At 70.8% G+C, this 19,069-nt stretch carries 21 protein-coding genes; 9 read left to right on the top strand and 12 right to left on the bottom strand.

Annotated elements, in window-relative coordinates; genetic code table 11:
* Positions 1 to 3: 3 nt before the first annotated feature.
* From PQV94_RS14110 to ald, 6 genes are all read right to left on the bottom strand, one after another.
* Positions 4 to 1,155 (bottom strand): MFS transporter, encoded by a 1,152-nt coding sequence (locus PQV94_RS14110; RefSeq protein WP_274286400.1) that lies wholly within the window; start codon positions 1,153 to 1,155, stop codon positions 4 to 6.
* Positions 1,152 to 2,408: an aminotransferase class III-fold pyridoxal phosphate-dependent enzyme gene (locus PQV94_RS14105; RefSeq protein WP_274286399.1), complete on the bottom strand. Its 1,257-nt coding sequence runs from the start codon at positions 2,406 to 2,408 to the stop codon at positions 1,152 to 1,154. Before PQV94_RS14105 ends, PQV94_RS14110 begins: the two co-directional genes overlap by 4 nt.
* 2 nt (positions 2,409 to 2,410) lie before the next feature.
* Complete coding sequence (locus PQV94_RS14100; protein ID WP_274286398.1) at positions 2,411 to 3,178, bottom strand: hypothetical protein; 768 nt, start codon at positions 3,176 to 3,178, stop codon at positions 2,411 to 2,413.
* On the bottom strand, positions 3,168 to 3,779 hold the full coding sequence (locus PQV94_RS14095) for a TetR/AcrR family transcriptional regulator (RefSeq protein WP_274286397.1): 612 nt from the start codon (positions 3,777 to 3,779) through the stop codon (positions 3,168 to 3,170). The genes PQV94_RS14100 and PQV94_RS14095 overlap by 11 nt, the downstream gene beginning before the upstream one ends.
* Positions 3,779 to 4,576, bottom strand: a complete 798-nt coding sequence (locus PQV94_RS14090; protein ID WP_274286396.1) for an SDR family NAD(P)-dependent oxidoreductase — start codon at positions 4,574 to 4,576, stop codon at positions 3,779 to 3,781. The genes PQV94_RS14095 and PQV94_RS14090 overlap by 1 nt, the downstream gene beginning before the upstream one ends.
* 187 nt (positions 4,577 to 4,763) lie before the next feature.
* Positions 4,764 to 5,855 carry an alanine dehydrogenase gene (gene ald, locus PQV94_RS14085; protein ID WP_274286395.1) on the bottom strand — a complete coding sequence of 364 codons (1,092 nt, stop codon included), beginning with the start codon at positions 5,853 to 5,855 and terminating at the stop codon, positions 4,764 to 4,766.
* A gap of 148 nt (positions 5,856 to 6,003) precedes the next feature.
* Here ald and PQV94_RS14080 point away from each other — a divergent pair, with 148 nt between their 5' ends.
* On the top strand, positions 6,004 to 6,507 hold the full coding sequence (locus PQV94_RS14080; RefSeq protein WP_274286394.1) for an Lrp/AsnC family transcriptional regulator: 504 nt from the start codon (positions 6,004 to 6,006) through the stop codon (positions 6,505 to 6,507).
* 180 nt (positions 6,508 to 6,687) lie between these two features.
* On the opposite strand, the gene PQV94_RS14075 is transcribed toward PQV94_RS14080, so the two are convergent.
* Entirely contained in the window at positions 6,688 to 7,320 is a 633-nt protein-coding gene (locus PQV94_RS14075; RefSeq protein ID WP_274286393.1) for a TetR/AcrR family transcriptional regulator, read from the bottom strand.
* A 66-nt stretch (positions 7,321 to 7,386) separates the two neighbouring features.
* Here PQV94_RS14075 and PQV94_RS14070 point away from each other — a divergent pair, with 66 nt between their 5' ends.
* The 3 genes from PQV94_RS14070 to PQV94_RS14060 are packed head-to-tail and all read left to right on the top strand — an operon-like array spanning position 7,387 to position 10,480.
* Positions 7,387 to 8,061, top strand: a complete 675-nt coding sequence (locus tag PQV94_RS14070) for a class II aldolase/adducin family protein (protein WP_274286392.1) — start codon at positions 7,387 to 7,389, stop codon at positions 8,059 to 8,061.
* Complete coding sequence (locus PQV94_RS14065; protein WP_274286391.1) at positions 8,058 to 8,876, top strand: aminoglycoside phosphotransferase family protein; 819 nt, start codon at positions 8,058 to 8,060, stop codon at positions 8,874 to 8,876. Before PQV94_RS14070 ends, PQV94_RS14065 begins: the two co-directional genes overlap by 4 nt.
* Positions 8,873 to 10,480, top strand: coding sequence for a glycerol-3-phosphate dehydrogenase/oxidase (locus PQV94_RS14060; protein ID WP_274286390.1), 1,608 nt, complete (start codon positions 8,873 to 8,875; stop codon positions 10,478 to 10,480). Before PQV94_RS14065 ends, PQV94_RS14060 begins: the two co-directional genes overlap by 4 nt.
* 141 nt (positions 10,481 to 10,621) lie before the next feature.
* On the opposite strand, the gene PQV94_RS14055 is transcribed toward PQV94_RS14060, so the two are convergent.
* Entirely contained in the window at positions 10,622 to 11,605 is a 984-nt protein-coding gene (locus PQV94_RS14055) for an LLM class F420-dependent oxidoreductase (RefSeq protein ID WP_274286389.1), read from the bottom strand.
* A 168-nt stretch (positions 11,606 to 11,773) separates the two neighbouring features.
* On the opposite strand from PQV94_RS14055, the gene PQV94_RS14050 reads away from it, so the two are divergent.
* On the top strand, positions 11,774 to 12,238 hold the full coding sequence (locus PQV94_RS14050; RefSeq protein ID WP_274286388.1) for a transporter substrate-binding domain-containing protein: 465 nt from the start codon (positions 11,774 to 11,776) through the stop codon (positions 12,236 to 12,238).
* Positions 12,238 to 13,218: a cation transporter gene (locus PQV94_RS14045; protein ID WP_274286387.1), complete on the top strand. Its 981-nt coding sequence runs from the start codon at positions 12,238 to 12,240 to the stop codon at positions 13,216 to 13,218. Before PQV94_RS14050 ends, PQV94_RS14045 begins: the two co-directional genes overlap by 1 nt.
* Here the strand turns inward: PQV94_RS14045 and coaBC are convergent, their stop codons facing one another.
* The gene (gene coaBC / locus PQV94_RS14040) at positions 13,219 to 14,415 is read right to left on the bottom strand and encodes a bifunctional phosphopantothenoylcysteine decarboxylase/phosphopantothenate--cysteine ligase CoaBC (RefSeq protein WP_274286386.1); all 1,197 of its coding nucleotides are present in this window, start codon (positions 14,413 to 14,415) and stop codon (positions 13,219 to 13,221) included.
* A 50-nt stretch (positions 14,416 to 14,465) separates the two neighbouring features.
* Between coaBC and PQV94_RS14035 the strand changes: the two genes are divergently transcribed.
* Positions 14,466 to 15,191 carry an NRDE family protein gene (locus PQV94_RS14035; protein ID WP_274286385.1) on the top strand — a complete coding sequence of 242 codons (726 nt, stop codon included), beginning with the start codon at positions 14,466 to 14,468 and terminating at the stop codon, positions 15,189 to 15,191.
* 1 nt (position 15,192) lies between these two features.
* On the opposite strand, the gene PQV94_RS14030 is transcribed toward PQV94_RS14035, so the two are convergent.
* Positions 15,193 to 15,519, bottom strand: coding sequence for a DUF7882 family protein (locus PQV94_RS14030; protein WP_243231181.1), 327 nt, complete (start codon positions 15,517 to 15,519; stop codon positions 15,193 to 15,195).
* A 73-nt stretch (positions 15,520 to 15,592) separates the two neighbouring features.
* Between PQV94_RS14030 and PQV94_RS14025 the strand changes: the two genes are divergently transcribed.
* Both PQV94_RS14025 and PQV94_RS14020 read left to right on the top strand, forming a co-directional pair.
* A complete protein-coding gene (locus tag PQV94_RS14025) occupies positions 15,593 to 15,907 on the top strand; it encodes a DUF7882 family protein (RefSeq protein WP_137418129.1) in 315 nt (104 codons plus the stop codon).
* Between the two features lie 91 nt (positions 15,908 to 15,998).
* On the top strand, positions 15,999 to 16,139 hold the full coding sequence (locus PQV94_RS14020) for a hypothetical protein (RefSeq protein ID WP_274286384.1): 141 nt from the start codon (positions 15,999 to 16,001) through the stop codon (positions 16,137 to 16,139).
* On the opposite strand, the gene PQV94_RS14015 is transcribed toward PQV94_RS14020, so the two are convergent.
* A complete protein-coding gene (locus PQV94_RS14015) occupies positions 16,117 to 17,334 on the bottom strand; it encodes an alpha/beta hydrolase family protein (RefSeq protein WP_274286383.1) in 1,218 nt (405 codons plus the stop codon). The genes PQV94_RS14020 and PQV94_RS14015 overlap by 23 nt on opposite strands.
* Positions 17,335 to 17,370: 36 nt before the next feature.
* Positions 17,371 to 18,771 carry an aspartate aminotransferase family protein gene (locus PQV94_RS14010; RefSeq protein WP_274286382.1) on the bottom strand — a complete coding sequence of 467 codons (1,401 nt, stop codon included), beginning with the start codon at positions 18,769 to 18,771 and terminating at the stop codon, positions 17,371 to 17,373.
* Positions 18,772 to 19,069: the final 298 nt, after the last annotated feature.

Here is a 19,069-nt window from a genome sequence, read left to right as displayed (position 1 = left end):
GCGTCAGTGGCGGCGAAGCGTGCGCAACAGGGGCGAGAGTGCGGCGAGGATGACGGCGGGCACGAGGAACGCCGGGCCGAGCGACGGCCCGGCAGCGATGAGTCCGAGCGCGACCGCTCCGGCGACGGCACCCGCGTAGTTGAACAGGTTCACGCGCGCGATCACCTCGTCGCTGCGCTCGGGAAGCAGCTCGCCGGCGCGGCTGAACGCGATCGGCACGAGCGCCCCTGAGGCCACGCCCATCGCCGCGAAGCCGACGATCGCCGCGGGCACGAACGGGGCAGCCGCCACCAGCACGGCGCCCGCCACGGCCACGACGACCGCGGCGATGCCCAGCCGCATCCGTCCGATCCGTCGCACGAGCGGGTCTGTGCCCAGACGCGCCGCCAGCATCGCGACGAGATACGCCCCGTAGCCGAGAGGTGTGACGCCCGGGTCGGCGCGCAGCCCGTCGGTCAGGTAGATCGTGCTCCAGCTCGCGACGGCGGAGTCGACGACGAACGCCGCGAAGACGATCGCTCCCACCGCCCAGATCGCGCGGCGCGGCAGCGAGGGGCGGGATGCGGCGGAGTCGTCGACCTCGTGGGCCGCACGCGTGGGGTCGAAGGCGCGGAGGCCCCATCCGGCGATCGCGATCTGCGCCACCGCCGCGATGACCAGAGTGAGGCCCGCGGGGGCCCCGGTGGCGAGCACCGCCGCCGTGACGCCGGTCGCCACGATCGCCGCGCCCGTGTACCCGGCGTACAGCCTGCCGAACACCGGGCGCTCGTGGTGGCGCTGTAGGAGCGAGCCCTGCATGTTCGATGACGCGTCGACCGCGCCCAGTCCCACGCCGTACAGCACGATGGCGACGATCAGTACCGGCAGGGATGCGGTGAAGCTGACGAAGAGGAGTCCCACCGCCTGCGCCGCGAGCCCCGACGCGAGGGCGAGTCTGCTGCCGGCGCGCACGGCGATCACGTCGGCGAGCACCGATCCGAGAGCGGCGGCGAGGCAGGTCGCGAGCAGGAGCATCGACACCGCGTCGTCGCCGATGTCGACGCGGTCCTTGATCGTCGGCAGGGCGGTGACGATCGTGGCGTAGCCGAGACCCTGCGCAGCGTAGGCGGCGCCGACGGCCGCCCCGCGCGTGCGCAGTGCCGGCAGCGCGGTCATGCCTCGATCGCGCGGAACGCCTCGTCGGCGATCTCGAGCGTCCGGGTGATGTCCGCGCTCGTGAGGGCCGCGTTGATGAAGTGGTTGTGGTGGGAGCTGAAGAAAGCGCCGCGCTGCACGCACTCGGCGATCCACCGCTGATGCAGCATGAGCGATTCGTCGTCGGCGAGACGCAGGTAGAACAGAGCCGGCTCGCCGGAGGCGACGAGCGTCCGGCCGTGCGAGGCCGCCACCTCGGTGAGCCCCGCCGTCAGCGTCGTGCCCAGCTCGCGGAACAGGGCGGGGCCATCGATCGCCTTGAGCTTCTCGATCGTGGCGATGCCGGCGGCGAAGGGCACCGCGCTCATCCAATAGCTGCCCGTGTAGGTGATGCTCGACACCGCCTCGCGCAGGCTGTCCTTGCCGCACAGCGCCGACATGTTGTAGCCGTTCGCGATGGCCTTGCAGAAGCAGATGAGGTCCGCTTCGAAGCCGTAGAAGTGGTCGCTGCCGGCGAGATCCAACCGCCAGCCCGCGCGCACGTCGTCGACGATCAGCACGACGCCGTGCTCGTCGCACAGCCGTCGCACCGCCTGCCAATACCCCTGGGCGGGCAGGGCGTTGTCGAAGAAGTTGCCGTGCTTGTACGGCTGGGCGATGAGTGCGGCGATCTCGCCGCGGTGCTCGGTGAATACCCGGCGCATGGCCTCGATGTCGTTCCACGGCACCTCGATGTTGCCCTGCACGTCGGTGTCGAGCACGCCGGGATAGTCGAGCTTCTGCGTCCACGGTGCGACGCCGTGGTAGTAGCCCTCGATGAAGACGATGCGTCGTCGGCCGGTCGCGGCGCGGGCGGTCATGATGGCCAGCGTCGTCGTGTCGCCGCCGTTCTTCGCGAAGAACGCCCAGTCGGCGCTGGCGACGGTGTCCACCAGCAGCTCCGCCAGGTCGATCATCGTGGTCGAGGGGAGCGAGACGACGTCCTCCTTCCGCGCCTGCGCCTGAGCTGCGGCGGCCACATCCGCGTCTCCGTAGCCCAGCACGTTCGGACCGTAGCCGCACATGTAGTCGATGTACTCGTTGCCGTCGACGTCCCAGAAGCGGGTCCCCTCGGCACGCTCGGAGAACAGCGGGTATGCCGAACGGGGAATGAAGCAGCCCTCGGAGGGGCCGAGGTGTCCGGGCACGCCGCCGGGGATGACCTTCACGGCCCGGGCGAACGCCTCGTTGCTCTTCGTGTAGCTGTAGACGGGGGTCAGGGTGGGGGTGCTCATGATCACGCTCCGAGGTAGGCGCCGACGCGGTCGAGGATGCGGCTGGTGTTGTCGACGAGGGGGATGAAACCGCGCATGGCGAGTCGGCCGTCGCAGACGCAGGCCAGAGCGCTGTCGCGGCCGCTGATCACGCCCCCGGCGACGTCGAGGTCGGCGAAGCGGAGGGCGGCGCGCGGCGGGTCTGATTGGTCGTCGTCGAGGCGGATGCGGTGATTCTTCACCTCGAGGCGGTAGCGCAGCTCGTCGCCGATCTCGAGGTCGAGATCGCCGTCGGGCATGTGCGCGGCGGAGAAGCGCCCGCTGGTGTCCTCGTTGCCGACGACGGCGATCGCGCGCGCCGCCACTTCGAGGGTGAGCAGCGTGCTGCGGCGGCGGAACTCCGCATCCGCGAGGCGCGCCTCATCGGGCTTCAGGTACACGCCGAGCAGGTCGGTGAGCGGCGTGAACACTCGCGTCAGGAACCGGATGCCGGCGGGTCCCGCGATCGGGATGGGCTGCGCGGTCCCGGCGATGACGGCGTTGAGGTGCTCGACGGAGCGGAACATCAGGGTCGGGCCGCGGCCCTCGGACACCGGGGCGATGCCCTCGGAAGAGAAGCGGTATCGCGTCACGGGGATGCCCGGCGCGACGAGCGAGAGCGTCGTCGGCGAGGGCAGGGTCCCGAGGATGCGTCTGGCCTCGGGCACGAGCTCGACCAGTCGGGGCAGGGCTCCCAGTACGGCTCGCGCGTTGGTGAGCGCGAGCACGCGGGCGTCGGTCTCAGTGAGCATCGGTGGTCTCCTTCACGGGGGTGGCATAGGTGGCGAAGGCATCGGCGAGCAGACGGATGTGGCGGCGGGCCGCATCCGAGTCGCGCGTGCTGAGCCACGAGAGGGTGAGTCCGTCGAGGCAGCTCGCCAGTGACCAGGCCAGCTCGTCGAGCGGCCGCGTCCACGTGATGCGGGCGAGCTCGGCGGCGTAGGAGAGGCTGGCGCGGGCCGCGGCGCGATAAGTGGCCCATTGGCGCTGAACCGCCTCCGGGTCGTGTCGCATGGCGTGCGTGGCGACATCGAGCAGGGTCATCTCGCGCTGCGGTTCCGACTCGAGCAGCCGCAGGTAGGCGTCCAGGCCTCGTGCCAGCACTTCGGCGCACGTCGCGTCGGTGTCGGCATCCATCCACGCCGCGAGGCGCTCCTGCTCGGTGATGTGCTCGACGATCGCGGCGATCAGGTCGTCGCGCGAGGCGAACACGTAGTGGAATGCCCCGAGCGGCATGTCGGCCTCGGCGACGATCGCGCGGGTGGTGGCGGCCGCCAGACCCTCGCGGCCGATGACCCGGACGGCCGCGTCGAGCAGTTCGCTGCGGCGTTCCTCGAACGAGAGTCGGCGCATCAGGCGTTCCTTCCGGCGCGCTCTGTCGCGGTGCGGCCCACTCTGAGGGTCAGCCGGCGCGGCGCGAGCTTCGAGCCGATCGACTGGATGCGGTTGCCCCAGCCGACCGTGACGACGGGGCCGCGGCGGGCGTCGAGGGCGGTGAACGTCGCGTCGAGCACCTCGTCGATCGTGCCGACGCGGCCCACCTTGAACTGCTCGGAACCCGACGCCTCGAAGAACTCGGTCGCGGTCGGGCCCGGGCAGACGGCCAGCACCCGCATCCGGGATCCGCGGTTCTCCTCCCAGATCGAGGCGGTCAGCGAGGTGAGAAACGCCTTGCACGCGCCGTACACGGCGAGGTTGGGGGTGGGCTGGTGGCCCGCGGTGCTGGAGACCATGAGCAGGATGCCGCCGTCGGCGGCGAGCAGGTCCGGCAGCAGCAGCCGGGTGAGCAGTGTGGGTGCGGTCACATCGACCGCGATCTCCTGAGCGATGCGCGCGGGGTCCTCGCCGGCGAAGGCGCCCGCGGTTCCGAACCCGGCGCAGTTCACCAGGACCTCCGCCGTGAGCGAGCGTTGCGCGAGTTCGGCCGCGATCTGCTCGGGGGCAGCGGGATCGGCGAGGTCGGCCGGGATCACATCGACCTGTCGGCCGTGCTGCGAGCGCAGCGTGGCGGCGAGCTCCTCGAGTCGGTCCGCTCGGCGGGCGATGAGCACGAGATCGTGGCCGCGGGCGGCGAAACGCTCCGCGTAGCCGCGTCCGAGCCCCGAGCTCGCGCCCGTCACGACCGCCACGGGTCGCCGCGTTTCCTGCATATGAGCCTCCTCCGTCTCTGCGCCATCGCAGTTGGACGTTTGACCAAGTTGGTTCATGAAAGCGCACGCACCCCGTGCGGGGCAAGCATTCGCCGCGATTCGCAGGTGCGGGAAACGCCGCCGTAATCTGCGGGGCACCGGGCGGAGGGGGCGTCCGGGCTGCGGGGCGCCCCGCATACGGCCGGCGTCAGACGCGGGGCTTGTCGGGGAAGGCCGCGGCGACGCCCGCGTTCGCGATTGAACCCCCGAGCGTGTTGAGTCCGAGCGCCAGGGCCGGATCGTCGGCGAGGGCCCGCTCCCATCCCTTGTCGGCGAGAGCCAGTGCGTAGGGCAGCGTCGCATTGGTCAGGGCGGGCGTCGAGGTGCCGGCGGCGGCGCCGGGCATGTTCGCCACGCAGGAGAAGATCGTGGGGCCGACACGGAATGTCGGGTCGTCGTGGGTGGTGGGGTGGGAGTCTTCGAAGCACCCGCCCTGGTCGATGGCGATGTCCACGAGCACGCTGCCCGTCTTCATCCGCTCGACGATCTCGTGCGAGACGAGATGCGGCGCCTTCGCGCCGGGGATGAGGACGGCTCCGATGACGAGGTCTGCCTCCAGCACCGTGCGCTCGATCTCGTAGGCGCTGGATGCCACCGTGCGCACCGCGCCGCGGTACAGGTCGTCGAGCTGACGCAGCCGCGGGATGGAGATGTCGAGCACGGTGACGTCCGCGCCGAGGCCCACGGCCTGCGCGACCGCATTGCTGCCGGCGATGCCGCCGCCGATGACCGCGACCTTCGCGGGACGCACGCCGGGGACTCCGGCCAGCAGGACCCCGCGGCCGCCCTGCGAACCGAGGAGGTGGTAGCCGCCGGTCAGCACGGACAGGCGTCCGGCGACCTCGCTCATGGGGGCCAGCAGCGGCAGGGAGCGATCGGGCAGCTGAACGGTCTCGTACGCGATGGCCGTCGTGCCGGCGGCCAGCAGTGCGTCGACGAGGTGCTCGTCGGCGGCCAGGTGCAGGTAGGTGAAGAGGGTGAGGTCGTCGCGCAGATAGCCGTACTCGGAGGGGATCGGCTCCTTGACCTTGAGGACGAGCTCGGCCGCCCACGCTTCGGCGACGTCGACGAGCCGCGCACCCGCGGCGGCGAACTCCTCGTCGGTGATCGAGCTGCCGATGCCGGCGCCGCGCTGCACCGAGACCTCGTGGCCGTGGCGCACGAGCTCGCGCACGCCGGCGGGCGTGGCGGCGACGCGGTACTCGTGGTTCTTGACCTCGGTGGGGATTCCGATGCGCATGGCGCCGTCCTTCGTGTCGATGTATCAGGATGTTCGTCTGGAGCGGGCCGAATCTAGAAGAAAATCGTGTCAGAATCACTACCTGCCGAAGACAATTCTCCCCAGCGCGAGAATTCCGTAGAAGCTCCGGCCGGATGCGGGGTGGATCATGGCGCAGGCGCAGAACCGACGGATGGACTCGGTCGACGAGCGCATCCTCTGGGAGCTTCGTCGCGACGCGTCGCAGACCAACGCGGCGCTCGCGGCGCGCGTCGGGCTCTCGCCGTCGACGACGCACGCACGCGTGCGGGCGCTGCGGGAGTCGGGTGCCCTCGGTTCGGCCCACGCCGACGTGGACTTCGCAGCATTGGGGCTGCCGCTCCAAGCCATCGTCGCGGTCAAACTCCGCGCGCAGGCGCGTCCGGCGATCAAGACCTACGCCGAGAAGGTCTCGCGTCTGCCGAACGTCCTGAATCTCTTCTTCCTCGGCGGCCAGACCGACTTTCTCATCCACGTCGTCACGACCTCGCCGGAGCAGCTGCGTGACTTCGTCGCCACGCGCCTGAGCATGGATCCCGCGGTCGCCTCGACCGAGACGCAGATCGTGTTCGACTGGGTGCGCACCTCCGCCCGCGCCGCCGGGTTCGACGACATGCGCGGCCCCATCGGCTGAGCCCCCTTTCCCCCTTCCCGTCTCCGCGAGACTGCACTTCCCGCGCGAGATCACGGGTAATGACAGTGATCTCGTCACGAAGGTGGGCCCACGCGCCCAGAGGCTCCGCGTCCGCGCAGCGGGCGTGGAGAGGGCGTGGGGACAGTCTCGCGGGGAGTGGCGCCGGTGGCCGCGGCGGGGTCAGGGCTGGAGGTAGCGGCGAAGGAGCAGGCGTAGCTCGTGCAGGGTCTGTTCCTGCGCATCGGGCGGGGCAGCGAAGGCGTCGTGCAGCACAGCGTCGGCGGCGAGGAACGCGACACGCGCGCGGGCCGTCGCATCCGTCTCGTCACGGGTGAGCCCGCTGGCATGGAGGAGGCGCGCGGCGGCCTCGGCCATCCGCTGCTTGTGTGCCGCGCGGTCGGCGTCAATGGGGCCGCCGGCGGAGGCGGTGCCGAGAGTGCGCACCGCATCGCGGTCGCGATAGATCTCGGCGACGGCGTCGATCACATGGCCCACGGGGTCGGCGGGCGGCGTGCTCTCACGCGTCAGGACGACCGCGTTCTCCAGCAGAGTCTCGAGTTGTGCGTGGTACTCCGCCACGAGGGCACGCACGATCGCGTCACGGTCGGGAAGGTACTGGTACAGGGCGCCCACGCTGACCCCCGCGGCCTCGGCCACGCGCGGGAGCGTCAGAGCCGCCACGCCTTCTCGCGCCACGAGATCGGATGCGGCCGCCAGCGCCCGCGCCACCTTCTCGCGCGAGCGGTCCTGGCGGGGTGCGCGCTGCAGCGGGATGCGGTCCCAGTCCGGTTCCGTCGCAGCGAGGCGTGTCACGGTGCCGCATCCTTCCGTCGAAAACCAAACTTGACTTTGGTTTGTGCTCGCGGTCATGCTAGCGCCATGACAACGACGTCAGATATCTCCGCCGCGCGCGTCGCGGTGGCAGACGCCTCCCGATCCCTGGCCGAAGCAGGCCTGCTCGTCGGCACCGCCGGCAACGTCAGCATGCGCATCGGCGAGCTCGCCGCCGTGACGGCCACCGGCGCCGTGCTTGGTGAGCTCACCCCGGAACAGGTGACGATCGTCACGCTCGAGGGCGAGGTCGTCGAGGGCGACTGGGCGCCCACATCCGAGACGGCGCTGCATCTGGGCGTGCTCCGGCACGCACCCGCCGATCAGGTCGGGGCGGTGGTGCACACCCACGCACCCATGGCGACGAGCCTCTCGCTCGTGCTCGACGAGGTGCCGGTCGTGCACTACCAGCAGCTGCTTCTCGGCGGGGCACTGCGGGTCGCCCCCTTCCACCCGTTCGGAAGCGTCGAACTCGCGCACGCCGTGGGGGCAGCGCTGGACGGGCGACTCGCCGCGCTCATGGCCAATCACGGTGCCGTCGCCCTCGGGCGCGACCTCGTCCACGCGGTCGAGAATGCGCTGCTGACGGAGTGGATCTGCGATCTGTACTGGCACGCGCGCGCCATCGGCGAGCCTCGCGCGCTGGACGCCGTCGCGCAGCGCGCGGTCGTGGAGGCCGCCACTCGTCGCGGATACGGCCAGCCGCAGCGAGCCGAGCGATGAGCGCCGTGGGCTCCCGTCCGATCGCGCGCGGTCGGTCCGCCGAGGTCTTCGCCGATGGCGACGACCGCGTCGTCAAGCTCGCCTTTCCCGGCATCGACGCGACCGAGGTCGCTCAAGAGATCGCCGCCTCGCGCCTCGCGTACGAGCTCGGCATCACCCCGGTGCGCTGTCACGGTGGCATCGAGATGGACGGACGCCACGGCATCGTGTTCGACCGCATCGACGGCATCCCGCTCACGGCCGTCGCCGAACGCAACATCCTGCGCCTGCCTCAGGTGGGCAGCACTCTCGCCGCCGAGCACCTGTTCGTCCACCGCGCTCGCACCGACCGCCTGCCCGACGTGCGCGAGCTCGCTGTCGCGCAGCTGGACACCCCCGCGCTCTCGGCCCTCACACCGACCGAACGGGATGCCGTCGCCCGCCGCATCCGCGCCCTCCCCGCCGGCGATGCGGTGCTGCACCTGGACTTCCACCCGCAGAACGTGTTCGTGCTCGCCGGGCGCAACGTCGTCATCGACTGGCAGACGGCGGTCGCCGGCCAGCCCGCCGCCGACGTCGCCCTCACGCGTCTGCTGTTCCGCGAGGCGGAGCTCTTCCCCGGTACCTCGGCGCCGATGCGCGTCGTCTACGGGGCGGTGCGCCGTATCCTCCTCCGCTTCTACCTGCGGTCGTATCTGCGGGCCGGCACCGTCAGCGTCGCCGACCTCGATCGATGGGAGATCGCCGCGCGCGTGCTGCGTCTGGGGCTTCTCGACATCGCGTCCGAGCGCGAGCGCATGATCGCCGGCATCCGCGCCGACCTGGCGGCGGCATGAGTCTGCGGCGCGCTCTGCCGAACGGCGCGGTCGACGTGCTCGTCGTCGGCGGCGGTATCACCGGTGTCGCCATCGCGTACGAGGCGGCGAGTCGCGGGCTCTCCGTGGCGCTCGTCGAGGCGGGTGATCTCGGCGGCGCCACGAGTGCCGCCACCGGCAAGCTCATCCACGGCGGTCTGCGCTACCTCAAGAACCTCGAGGTGCGCCTCGTGCGCGAGTCCCTCGCCGAGCGCCGCACCCTGCTCGCCATCGCGCCGCACCTCGTGCGCCCGATCGGCATGGTGCTGCCCGAGCCGGGACTCATCGAGCATGTCGGCCTGACCGCGTACGACGCGCTGTCGTTCGACCGCAACCGGCTCGCGGACGCGTCCGCACACATCCCCCGGCACCGATCGCTGTCGCCCGCCGAGCTCGTCGATCGCGGCCTCGGATGGATGCGGCACGGCATCCTCTACTACGACGCGATGATGCTCTCGCCGGAACGCCTCACGCTCGCCTTCGCGGAGGCGGCCGCATCCCACCGTGCGACCATCTCGACGTACACCCGTGCGACGAAGCTGCTCGTGCGCGCGGGGCGCGTGGTCGGGGCCGAGGTGCACGATGCCGTCTCGGACGAGACGGCGGAGATCGCCGCCACGGTGACGATCGATGCGACCGGCTCCTTCTCGCACGACTTCCTCGCCCGGACCCCGGCGCTGCGCGAGACCATCGGCCCGGCACCCGCCGTGCGCTCGGAGGGCATCTACCTCGTCACCCGGCGCCTCGGCGAGACGATGGTGCTGACGGTCTCCTCCGGCGGGCACTTCAGCGTCGCCCCGTGGCGTGATCGCAGCCTCATCGGGCCCACAGAGACGCCGTACACCGGTCCTGTGGACCAGTGGCGGCTCACACTGGGCGCGATCGAGCGGTTCATCGCCGAGATCAACGCGGGCGCGAAGCTGCCGGAGCCGCTGACACTCGACGATGTCACGGCCGCGTACGGCGGCCTGCGTCCGCTCGCCGAGTCGGCGGGCACCGACACGTACCGGGCCTCCCGCGCATCCGATCTCGTCGATCATGCGCGTCACGGGGTCGCGGGTCTGTTCTCCGCGCTCGGCGGCAAGTACACGACCTCCCGCGCCTTCGCCCAGCAGATCGTCGACCGCCTGGCCGCGCACGGACTGCGCCCAGCCCCCTCGACCACCGCGAAGACGCCCCTTCCCGGTGGCGATGTCGACGACGTCACGGCCGCGCAGGCGGTGCTCCGTCGGGATGCCGCGGGGCTCGGTTTCGCGGCGGACACAGCCGACGTGCTCTTCGCCCATTACGGCAGCAGGGCTCGTTCCGTGCTGGCTCTTGCCGCATCCGACCCGCGTCTCGCCGAGCGCGCCACTTCCGACGGCGAGCCGCTCGCGGCAGTCGCGTGGGCCGTGCGCGATGAGGCTCCCGAGCACCTCACCGACGTGCTGCTGCGGCGCACCGGGATCGGCCGCCTCCAGGATCCCGGGGAGCGCATCCTCGGCCTCGCCGCGGACATCATGGCCGAGGCGCGCTCCTGGAGCCGGGAGCGGACCGCCGCGGAGCTCGCCGAGGCGCGCACGGCGGTCCGCCTGCCCGTCGACTGACCGACCGAGTCCCGAGTACTGCGACGTCTGCACGACCCGTGGTGCAGAAGGGGCCTGGAGGGGCGGATGGGGCGCCGACCGGGCGATCGGTCGTGCACATGTCGCCGCATCGCCGGCGCCAGGGCCCCGCATCCGACCCTGTCAGAGGGCGCGGAGCTTCTCGAGCAGGGGTGCGGCGACCTCGGCGACGAAACGCTCCTGCTGCGCATCGCCGATCTGCACGACCGCGACGTCCGTGAAGCCCGCATCCAGGAACGGTCGCACGCTTTCGGCCAGCTCGTCGAGGTCCGGCCCGCACGCGATCGAGTCCGCGACGTCCTCCGGACGCACGAACTGGGATGCGGCCGCGAACCCTGCGGGCGTGGGCAGGTCGGCGTTGACGCCCCAGCCGCCGCCGAACCAGCGGAACTCGTCGTGCGCGCGGGCGATCGCCGCGTCGCGGTCCGGATCCCAGCTGATCGGGATCTGGCCGATCTTGCGCGACTCGCCCGATTCCGAGCCGCCCGCCGGCTGCTTGCTGTCCCATGCGTGCACGAGGTCGGCATCCGGCTCGACGGCGATGAGGTGCTCGGCGAGGTCTACGAACTTCTCGATGGAGCTGTCGCCGGACACCGCGACGCCGATGGGCACGCCGCCCTCGGGGTTGTCCCAGATGCGGGCGGAGTCGACGCGGAAGTACTGGCCGTCGTAGGTGACGAGTTCGCCCGTGTGCAGGGCCCGGATGATCTCGATGGCCTCGACGAGCATGTCCTGGCGCATCTGCACGGCGGGCCAGCCTTCCCCGACGACGTGCTCGTTGAGGTTCTCGCCGGAGCCGAGGCCCAGCGTGAAGCGTCCTTCGGAGAGGAGCTGCAGCGTGGCGGCCTTCTGGGCGACGATCGTGGGGTGGTAGCGCATCGTCGGACAGGTCACGTACGTCATCAGCTCGACGCGGTTCGTCGCCTGCGCGACGGCTCCCAGCACGGTCCACGCGTGCGGGGCGTGTCCCTGGCTCGTCAGCCACGGTGAGAAGTGGTCGCTCGAGACGAGGAAGTCGAATCCCGCCTCCTCCGCGCCGGCGGCATAGCGTACGAGCTCGCGCGGCCCGCTCTGCTCGGTCATGAGGGTGTAGCCGAAACGTGTCATCGCGTCGTCCTTCCGTGAGGGGTGTCAGCGACGCTATGCCCCGCACGGCGGCGCACCCCGGGCCTTGCGCCGAGCCCGCGGATGCGGCAGGCGACGCTCGCTGTCAAGCCGCTGCGACGGGCGGGAGGTCCGGGTAGCGTCCGCGATGAGCAAGCGGACGGAGGCAACATGAGACCGCGGATCGCATCGGCGCTCGCCGTGGCGGCGACACTCGCTCTCGCGCTGACCGGATGCGGCATCCCCGCCGACCCGGACGGATCTCTCGATCGCATCACCGGCGGCGTGCTCCGCGCCGGCGCTTCGCCGAGCGGCGAGCTGGTGATCGTGGACGGAGGCGAGGTGTCGGGCGTTCTCGCGGACGTGGTCGAGGACTTCGCCGCAGCGCGGGACGCCCGCGTCGAGTGGACGGTCGACAGCGAAGAGGACCTCGTCGACGATCTGGCGTCGGGCCGCCTCGACGTCGCTGTGGGAGGTATGACCGCCCAGACGCCGTGGGCCGAGCAGGTCTCGGTCACCCGCGCATACCCGCAGCTGCCCGGGTCGAACGGAGCGGATGTGGTGATCCTGCTTCCGATGGGCGAGAACGGTCTCCAGGCGGCGATCGAACGCTTCCTCGACGAGGAGGTCGGCTGATGCGGATCGACTCGGTCGGGCGCACCGACCTCCCTGACCAGCAGCGGGAAGCGCTGCGTTCCGCTGTGCGCTGGGAGTGGTTCACGATCGGATACACGACGGTCACGATCGTGCTGATCGCCCTCGTCGTGGGCGGATCTCAGGCGATGAAGACCGCGTGGATCGAGGACATGCTCTCCCTCATCCCGCAGATCTCCTTCCTCCTCGCGCTCCTGTTCATCCGTCGCCGGCCCACGCGCGCATTCCCGTTCGGGCTGCACCGTGTGATGGGCGTCGGCCATCTCGTCGCCGGCGTCGCCCTGCTGGCGATCGGCGGCAGCCTCGCGATCGAATCGGTCATCGGGCTCGTGAAAGCCGAGCATCCGGCGATCGGGACGGTGCGCGTGTTCGGCGCGACCGTGTGGCTCGGATGGTTCATGGTCGCCGTCATGGCGCTCGTCGTGGTGGGGCCGTTCTTCTACGGTCATGCGAAGGCGAAGCTCGCGCCGGTCCTGCACAACAAGGTGCTCTACGCGGACGCCGACATGGCCAAGGCCGACTGGACCACGACCGTCGCCTCGATCGTGGGTGTGCTCGGGGTGGGAATCGGACTCTGGTGGCTCGACGGCGTCGCGGCGCTGTTCATCTCGGTCGGGATCGTCTGGGACGGCATCAAGAACGCGCGCACGGCCATCCTCGATCTGATCGATCAGCGGGCACGAACGGAGGACGACAGCGGCACCCATCCGCTCATCGGCCGCATCGTCCAGCGTCTCGAGGAGCTGCCGTGGGTGGATGCGGCCGCGGTGCGCATGCGCGACATGGGCCAGGTCTTCCACGTCGAGGCGTATGTCGTGCCCCGGCGCCGGAAGGTGCGGGTGCGCGAGCTCGACGACGCGCGCCGCGCCGTGGCCGAGATCGACTGGAAGATGCAGGACGTGTCGATCGTGGTCGTGACGACTCTGCCCGAGGAGGCGACCGACGAGATCGTGGTGGCCTGATCAGCGCAGGCCGAGCACCGCATCCCACACGGCGTCGGCGACCTCGCGCTTCGAGCCGGAGGTCTCGGTCTCGGCGTCCTCCGCCAGCAGTAGCGCGGAGTTCTCCTCGGACTCGAACCCCTCGCTCCAGCCGACACGGTTGACGACGAGCAGGTCGGCGCCCTTGCGCTCGCGCTTGCGGCGCCCGCGCTCGCGGAGCTCGTCGCCGGATGCCGTTTCGGCGGCGAATCCGACGATGGTCTGGCCGGGTCGGCGCGTGCGGGCGAGTCCCGCGAGCACGTCGGGGTTCTCGACGAGCCGCAGCGTGAGCGTGCCGTCGCCGCCCTCCTTCGTGAGCTTCGTGTCGGCGACCTCGCTGACACGGTAGTCCGACACCGCGGCCGCCATCACGACGACGTCCGCGACGGATGCGGCGGCCACCACCGCATCCTGCAGCTCGGCGGTCGTGCCCACGTGCGTGATGCGGATACGGGGGTGGGATGCGGCCGAGGCGAGGACCGCGGCCTCCACATGGGCGGCGACGAGATCGACCTCGGCCCCGCGGTCGGCGGCGGCGAGCGCGAGGGCGATGCCCTGCCTCCCGCTCGAACGGTTGCCGATGAAGCGCACCGGGTCGAGCGGCTCCCGCGTGCCGCCGGCGCTCACGAGCACCCGCAGGCCTTCGAGGTCGGGGGCGGACACGGCGCTGAGCGCCGCACGCAGGATGTCTGCCGGCTCGCTCATCCTGCCGGGCCCGCTGTCGCCGCCGGTGAGCAGTCCGTCGTCGGGGCCGACGACGATCACGCCGCGGCTGCGCAGGGTCGCCATGTTCGCGGTCGTGGCGGGGTGGCGCCACATCTCGGTGTGCATCGCCGGGGCGATGACGACCGGTGCGGTCGTGGCGAGCAGCGTCGTGCCGAGCAGGTCGTCGGCGATGCCGGCCGCCATCTTGGCGATCGTGTTCGCCGTGGCGGGGGCGACGATGACGACATCCGCCTGCTGCCCCAGGGAGACGTGGCGCACGCGCGCGACGTCGTCGTGCACCGAGGTGGTGACCGGGTTGCGACTGAGCGCCTCCCAGGTCGGCAGGCCCACGAACCGGAGGGCATCGGCCGTGGGGACGACGTGAACCTCGTGGCCGGCGCGAACCAGGTCGCGCACCAGATGTACCGTCTTGTATGCGGCGATGCCGCCCGTGACTGCGACGACGACGAACATGTCTCGATTGTCGCATCCGGCCCCGCCGCCCGAAGGAGACCGTCCCGCCGATGTGCACCGTGATCGTCCGCGTGCCCGAGGATGCCAGCGAGCCCACGCGGATCGTGGCCATTCGCGACGAGGACCCGAACCGTCCCTGGAATCGGCTGGGCCCCTGGTGGCCGGACACCTACCCCGGCGTCATCGGTGTGCACGATGTTCGAGCCGGGGGTGCATGGCTCGCGGCGGACCCTGCCGCATCCCGGCTGGCGGTGCTGCTGAACCGCGCCGACACCTCACCCCTCGCGGACGACGCCGTCACCTCGCGCGGCGTGTTGCCGCTGGAGGCGGTGGCGGGTCGGGTTCCCGAGGGAGCGCCGCCGACGCGCGGCTTCAACCTGCTCGACGTCTCACCGGCCGGCGCTCGGGTGATCTCGTGGGACGGTGAGGCGCTGCGCGAGAGCGTGCTGAGCCCCGGCACGCACATGATCGCCCACGACGATCTCGACGATCCGCGCACGGCGCGCATCACCCACTGGCTGCCGCAGTTCGCCGCGCTGGCCGAAGACGACTCCGACGACCAGTGGTGGCGCAGCTGGCTCGAGGTCATCGAGCGCAGTGCGCGACTCGAGGCGACCGATGACCGCGCGCTCATCCGCGATCATCGCCACCTCGGCATCCCGACGCTGTCGTTGCTCGTGTGCGTGGCGAGCGTCGGGGGAGTGGGCGGTGTGGACGTGCGCTACGCGGACCTTCCCGCACCGGGACACTGGGGGCCGCTCACCCCGACCGCCTGAGTCAAGAGGCCGTCGGAGCGGGGTGGGAGTCGAAATGCTCGGCGACGAGCATGATGCCGCCGGACGAGTTGGCCGAGTTCGCCAGCTCCTCGACCCACTCGCGACTGAGCATGGCCGGTTCCGGGTCATCGAACACGAAGCGCAGCGGGATCGACGGGTGCAGCCAGAGCGTGCTGCGGCCGCGCGGCTGGTCGTCGGGGTGGCGCCACGACAGGGTGAAACTCTCACCGCGGCGAAGCTTGGTCGCGATGACGACCTTCAGATGTGCGAGAGCACGATCCTCGATGTGGATCGGCGTGCTCCCGCCGCCGTAGTAGATGGTTCCCATGCGCACACCCTAATGCCGACCCACCCGGAACGGCAGGTGATGGTATCCGGGCCGTGCTGGTTATGCTCGTACCGTGGGCCGATTCATTTACGACACCGCCTCGAACGCCGTCGAGATCGAGGACAGGACTCTCGCGCATCTGCGCATCGTCGTGATGAACAAGCTGCGCCGTGGCGAGCCGTTCATGTTCGATGTCGAGGTGGGCGACGGCAGCGGCCGCCGCAGCTTCTGGGTGCACCCGTCGGTGCCGATGCAGTTCCACTTCTACGGATCGCGTCAGCCGAAGATCAACCGCGCCTGGGTCGAAGACCTCATGCTCGCCGCATCCGGTCCGCACGGGCTCTCGATCGTGCCGGAGCCGGCCGACGAGCCCGTCGACCACGGCTGAGAAGCTCTACGGTTCGGGGCGCGGGCTGTCAAGAGCGCCCGGGCTCCTCTCTCGGATGCGGCAGGCTTGTCTTCCGCAGGAGGTGAGGCCCATGCGCCCCCGCGACGAGAACGCTCAACCCGAGCCGCCCGAGGGCGGCGCCCTGTTCGACAGCGTGCCCGGCATCGACGTCGTGGACGGTGAGTTGCTGCCGCGAACGGACGGGCCCCTCAACCCGGGATCGTCGCGCTGACCCAGTCCAGCACACGCTCGTGCACGAGGGTCCTCGCCAACGGCTCGCAGTGGCTGTCGGCTCCTTCGGCGGCGGTGAAGCGCACCAGGTGCGAGACTTTCCGCGTCAGGGCGGCGAGCCTCTCCGACTGACCCGGCCAGAACTGCTCCCCCTCGGGAGAGGTGATCAGCAGCGGTGTGTCGATGCGGGCGGCCTGCACCGGCGTCAACGCGAATTCCCGCATGCGGCGGATGACCGCGGCGTACCCGCCGACACCCACCGGCCGGGCGCGGAAGGTCCACGTCGCCGACAGATCGTGGGAGAAGCGCATCCCGAGTGCCATGTCGCGGTCGAACTGCGCATCCTTCCCCTCGTCGAGGAGCTTGCCGAGCGATGCCGGCAGGTGATCCGTCCACGACGTCGACACGTCGACGACGCCGGGGTCGACGATGGCGGCGGCGAATCGGTGCTCGCCGGAGAGCGCCCTCGGCACCCAGTAGCCCGCCTGGCTGATCCCCCACACGACGAGGCGGCGCTCGTCGACGTAGCGGTGGCTCACGAGCTCGTCGACGACAGGGGCCAGCACGTTCTCCCAGTCGGGGCGGAACGGCACGTGCTGCTGGAAGAGCATCGACTGCTGGCCGGGGCCGTCGAACACGTACGCGTGGAAGCCCCGTGCCAGGGCTGCGGCGACGCCGGTGCCCCACAGGGAGCTGATCGAGCCGTCGCTGCCGTTGACGAAGACGATCGTCGGGCGGGGGCCCGCCGCATCCGCGTGGAAGAGGTAGCCGGGCATCGTCGCGTCCTCGAGCGGCACGTCGATCCGGCTCATCCGTACGCCCGCGTCCGCGGCGAACGCCTCCCATGCGGCGCGATGCGCGGCGAACAGCGAGGCGGCCCGGTCCGTGTCGTCGGCGGCGGATGCGGCATCCACCGCGACCGCGAGGTAGTTCGCCGCGCGCAGCGACGCCCAGCGCGCCGTGTCGGAACGCCCGTCGGCTGCTGCTTCCTCCGCCTGTCCCGCCACGCGCTCGCCGAGCGTCTGCCACGCCGCCCGCCACGCGCCCGCATCCTTCGGCTTCACATCATCGACGGCGGCGAGGACCTCGCCGATGTCCGCGCCGCCGGACGGTGCGAGACCGAGAACGCACCGCACGATGAAGTCACGATCGGCCGACCGCGCGAACGGAGCGGCGAAGACACTGGAGTGCGACATGATCCCCCCCGAATCGTCTCTGTGCCCGACAGTGTGTCAGAGACGCTGCCAGGCCTCGGTGAGCACGCCGCGCAGGATCTGCTCGATCTCGTCGAACTCCGCCGGTCCGATCGTGAGCGGCGGGGCGAGCTGGATGACGGGGTCGCCGCGGTCGTCAGCGCGGCAGTAGAGCCCGGCGTCGTACAGGGCCTTGGAGAGGAACCCCCGAAGCAGACGCTCGGACTCGGCGTCGTCGAAGGTCTCCTTCGTCGCCTTGTCCTTGACGAGTTCGATGCCGAAGAAGTACCCGGCGCCGCGGACGTCTCCCACGATCGGCAGATCGGTCAGCCGCTCGAGGGCGGCCCGGAACAGCGGCGAGTTCTCGCGAACGTGCAGGTTGAGCTGCTCCTCCTCGAAGATGTCGAGGTTCTCGAGGGCGACCGCCGCCGAGACCGGATGCCCCGCGAAGGTGTAGCCGTGCGCGAAGCTCGTCGTCCCGGTCGCGAACGGCTCGTAGATGCGGTCGCTGACGATCGTGCCGCCCAGCGGCGAGTAGCCGCTCGTGACCGCCTTCGCGAAGGTGATCATGTCGGGCTGGTACCCGAAGGCGTCGGCGGCGAAGTACTCCCCGACGCGTCCGAAGGCGCAGATGACCTCGTCGCTGACCAGCAGAACGTCGTGCCTGTCGCAGATCTCCCGCACCCTCGCGAAGTAGCCGGGCGGGGGAGGGAAGCATCCGCCGGAGTTCTGCACCGGCTCGAGGAAGACGGCGGCGACGGTGTCGGGGCCCTCGAACAGGATCATCTCCTCGATGCGATCCGCCGCCCACCGCCCGAACTCCTCTTCCGAGGTTCCGGAGAAGCCCATCTCTGCGGCGCGGTAGAAGTTGGTGTTCGGCACGCGGAAGCCGCCCGGCGTGAGCGGCTCGAACATCTGCTTCATGCCCGGAAGCCCCGTGATCGCGAGCGCCCCCTGCGGGGTGCCGTGGTAGGCGATGGCGCGGGAGATGACCTTGTGCTTGCCGGGCTTGCCGACGAGTTTCCAGTAGTTCTTTGCGAGCTTGAACGCGGTCTCGACCGCCTCGCCGCCGCCTGTGGAGAAGAAGACGTGGTTGAGGTCCCCCGGCGCGAGATGCGCCAGCCGGTCGGCGAGCTCGATCGCGGCGGGATGCGCGTAGGACCAGATCGGGAAGAAGGCGAGCTGCTCGGCCTGGCGCGCTGCGGCCTGGGCCAGGCGGCGTCGGCCGTGCCCCGCGTTGACGACGAACAGCCCGGCGAGTCCGTCGATGTAGCGGCGCCCTGCCGCATCCCAGATGTGATGGCCCTCGCCGCGGACGATGATGGGGACCCCGTCGGGCGCGTCCATCGTGGACTGGCGGGCGAAGTGCATCCAGAGGTGGTCGCGCGCCTTGGACTGCAGGTCGGCGATATCGAAGGACGGTGCGGGCTCATCAGTCATGTCGGCGCCTTTCGTTGCGCCCGACGATACTCCCGCCCTCGGCGAAACTGTACCCGCCGGACGGTCCCCGCTTTCCCTGCCCGAGTCGCGTTGCAGGTGCGCAGATGCGCCACTTTCCCGCGGATGCACCAGTGATTCTCTGTGGCCGTTGCGCAGAGGTGTGGCGGGATGCGGGGTGTGGGCCGGGTCGCGGCGTTTCGTCTCGCTGCGCTCGCTCAACGACCGGGGCGGGCTCGCGGCAGGACGTGAAGAGGCCGGCGCGCGATCTGTCCCCCAGCGCGCGCCGGCCCGTCTCGCT

Origin of the sequence: Microbacterium sp. Clip185 (assembly GCF_028743715.1) — a bacterium.
In the GTDB taxonomy this organism is placed as follows: domain Bacteria; phylum Actinomycetota; class Actinomycetes; order Actinomycetales; family Microbacteriaceae; genus Microbacterium.
The sequence above is the reverse complement of the archived record's forward strand: the minus strand, read 5'-3'. Positions and strand labels throughout refer to the sequence as shown.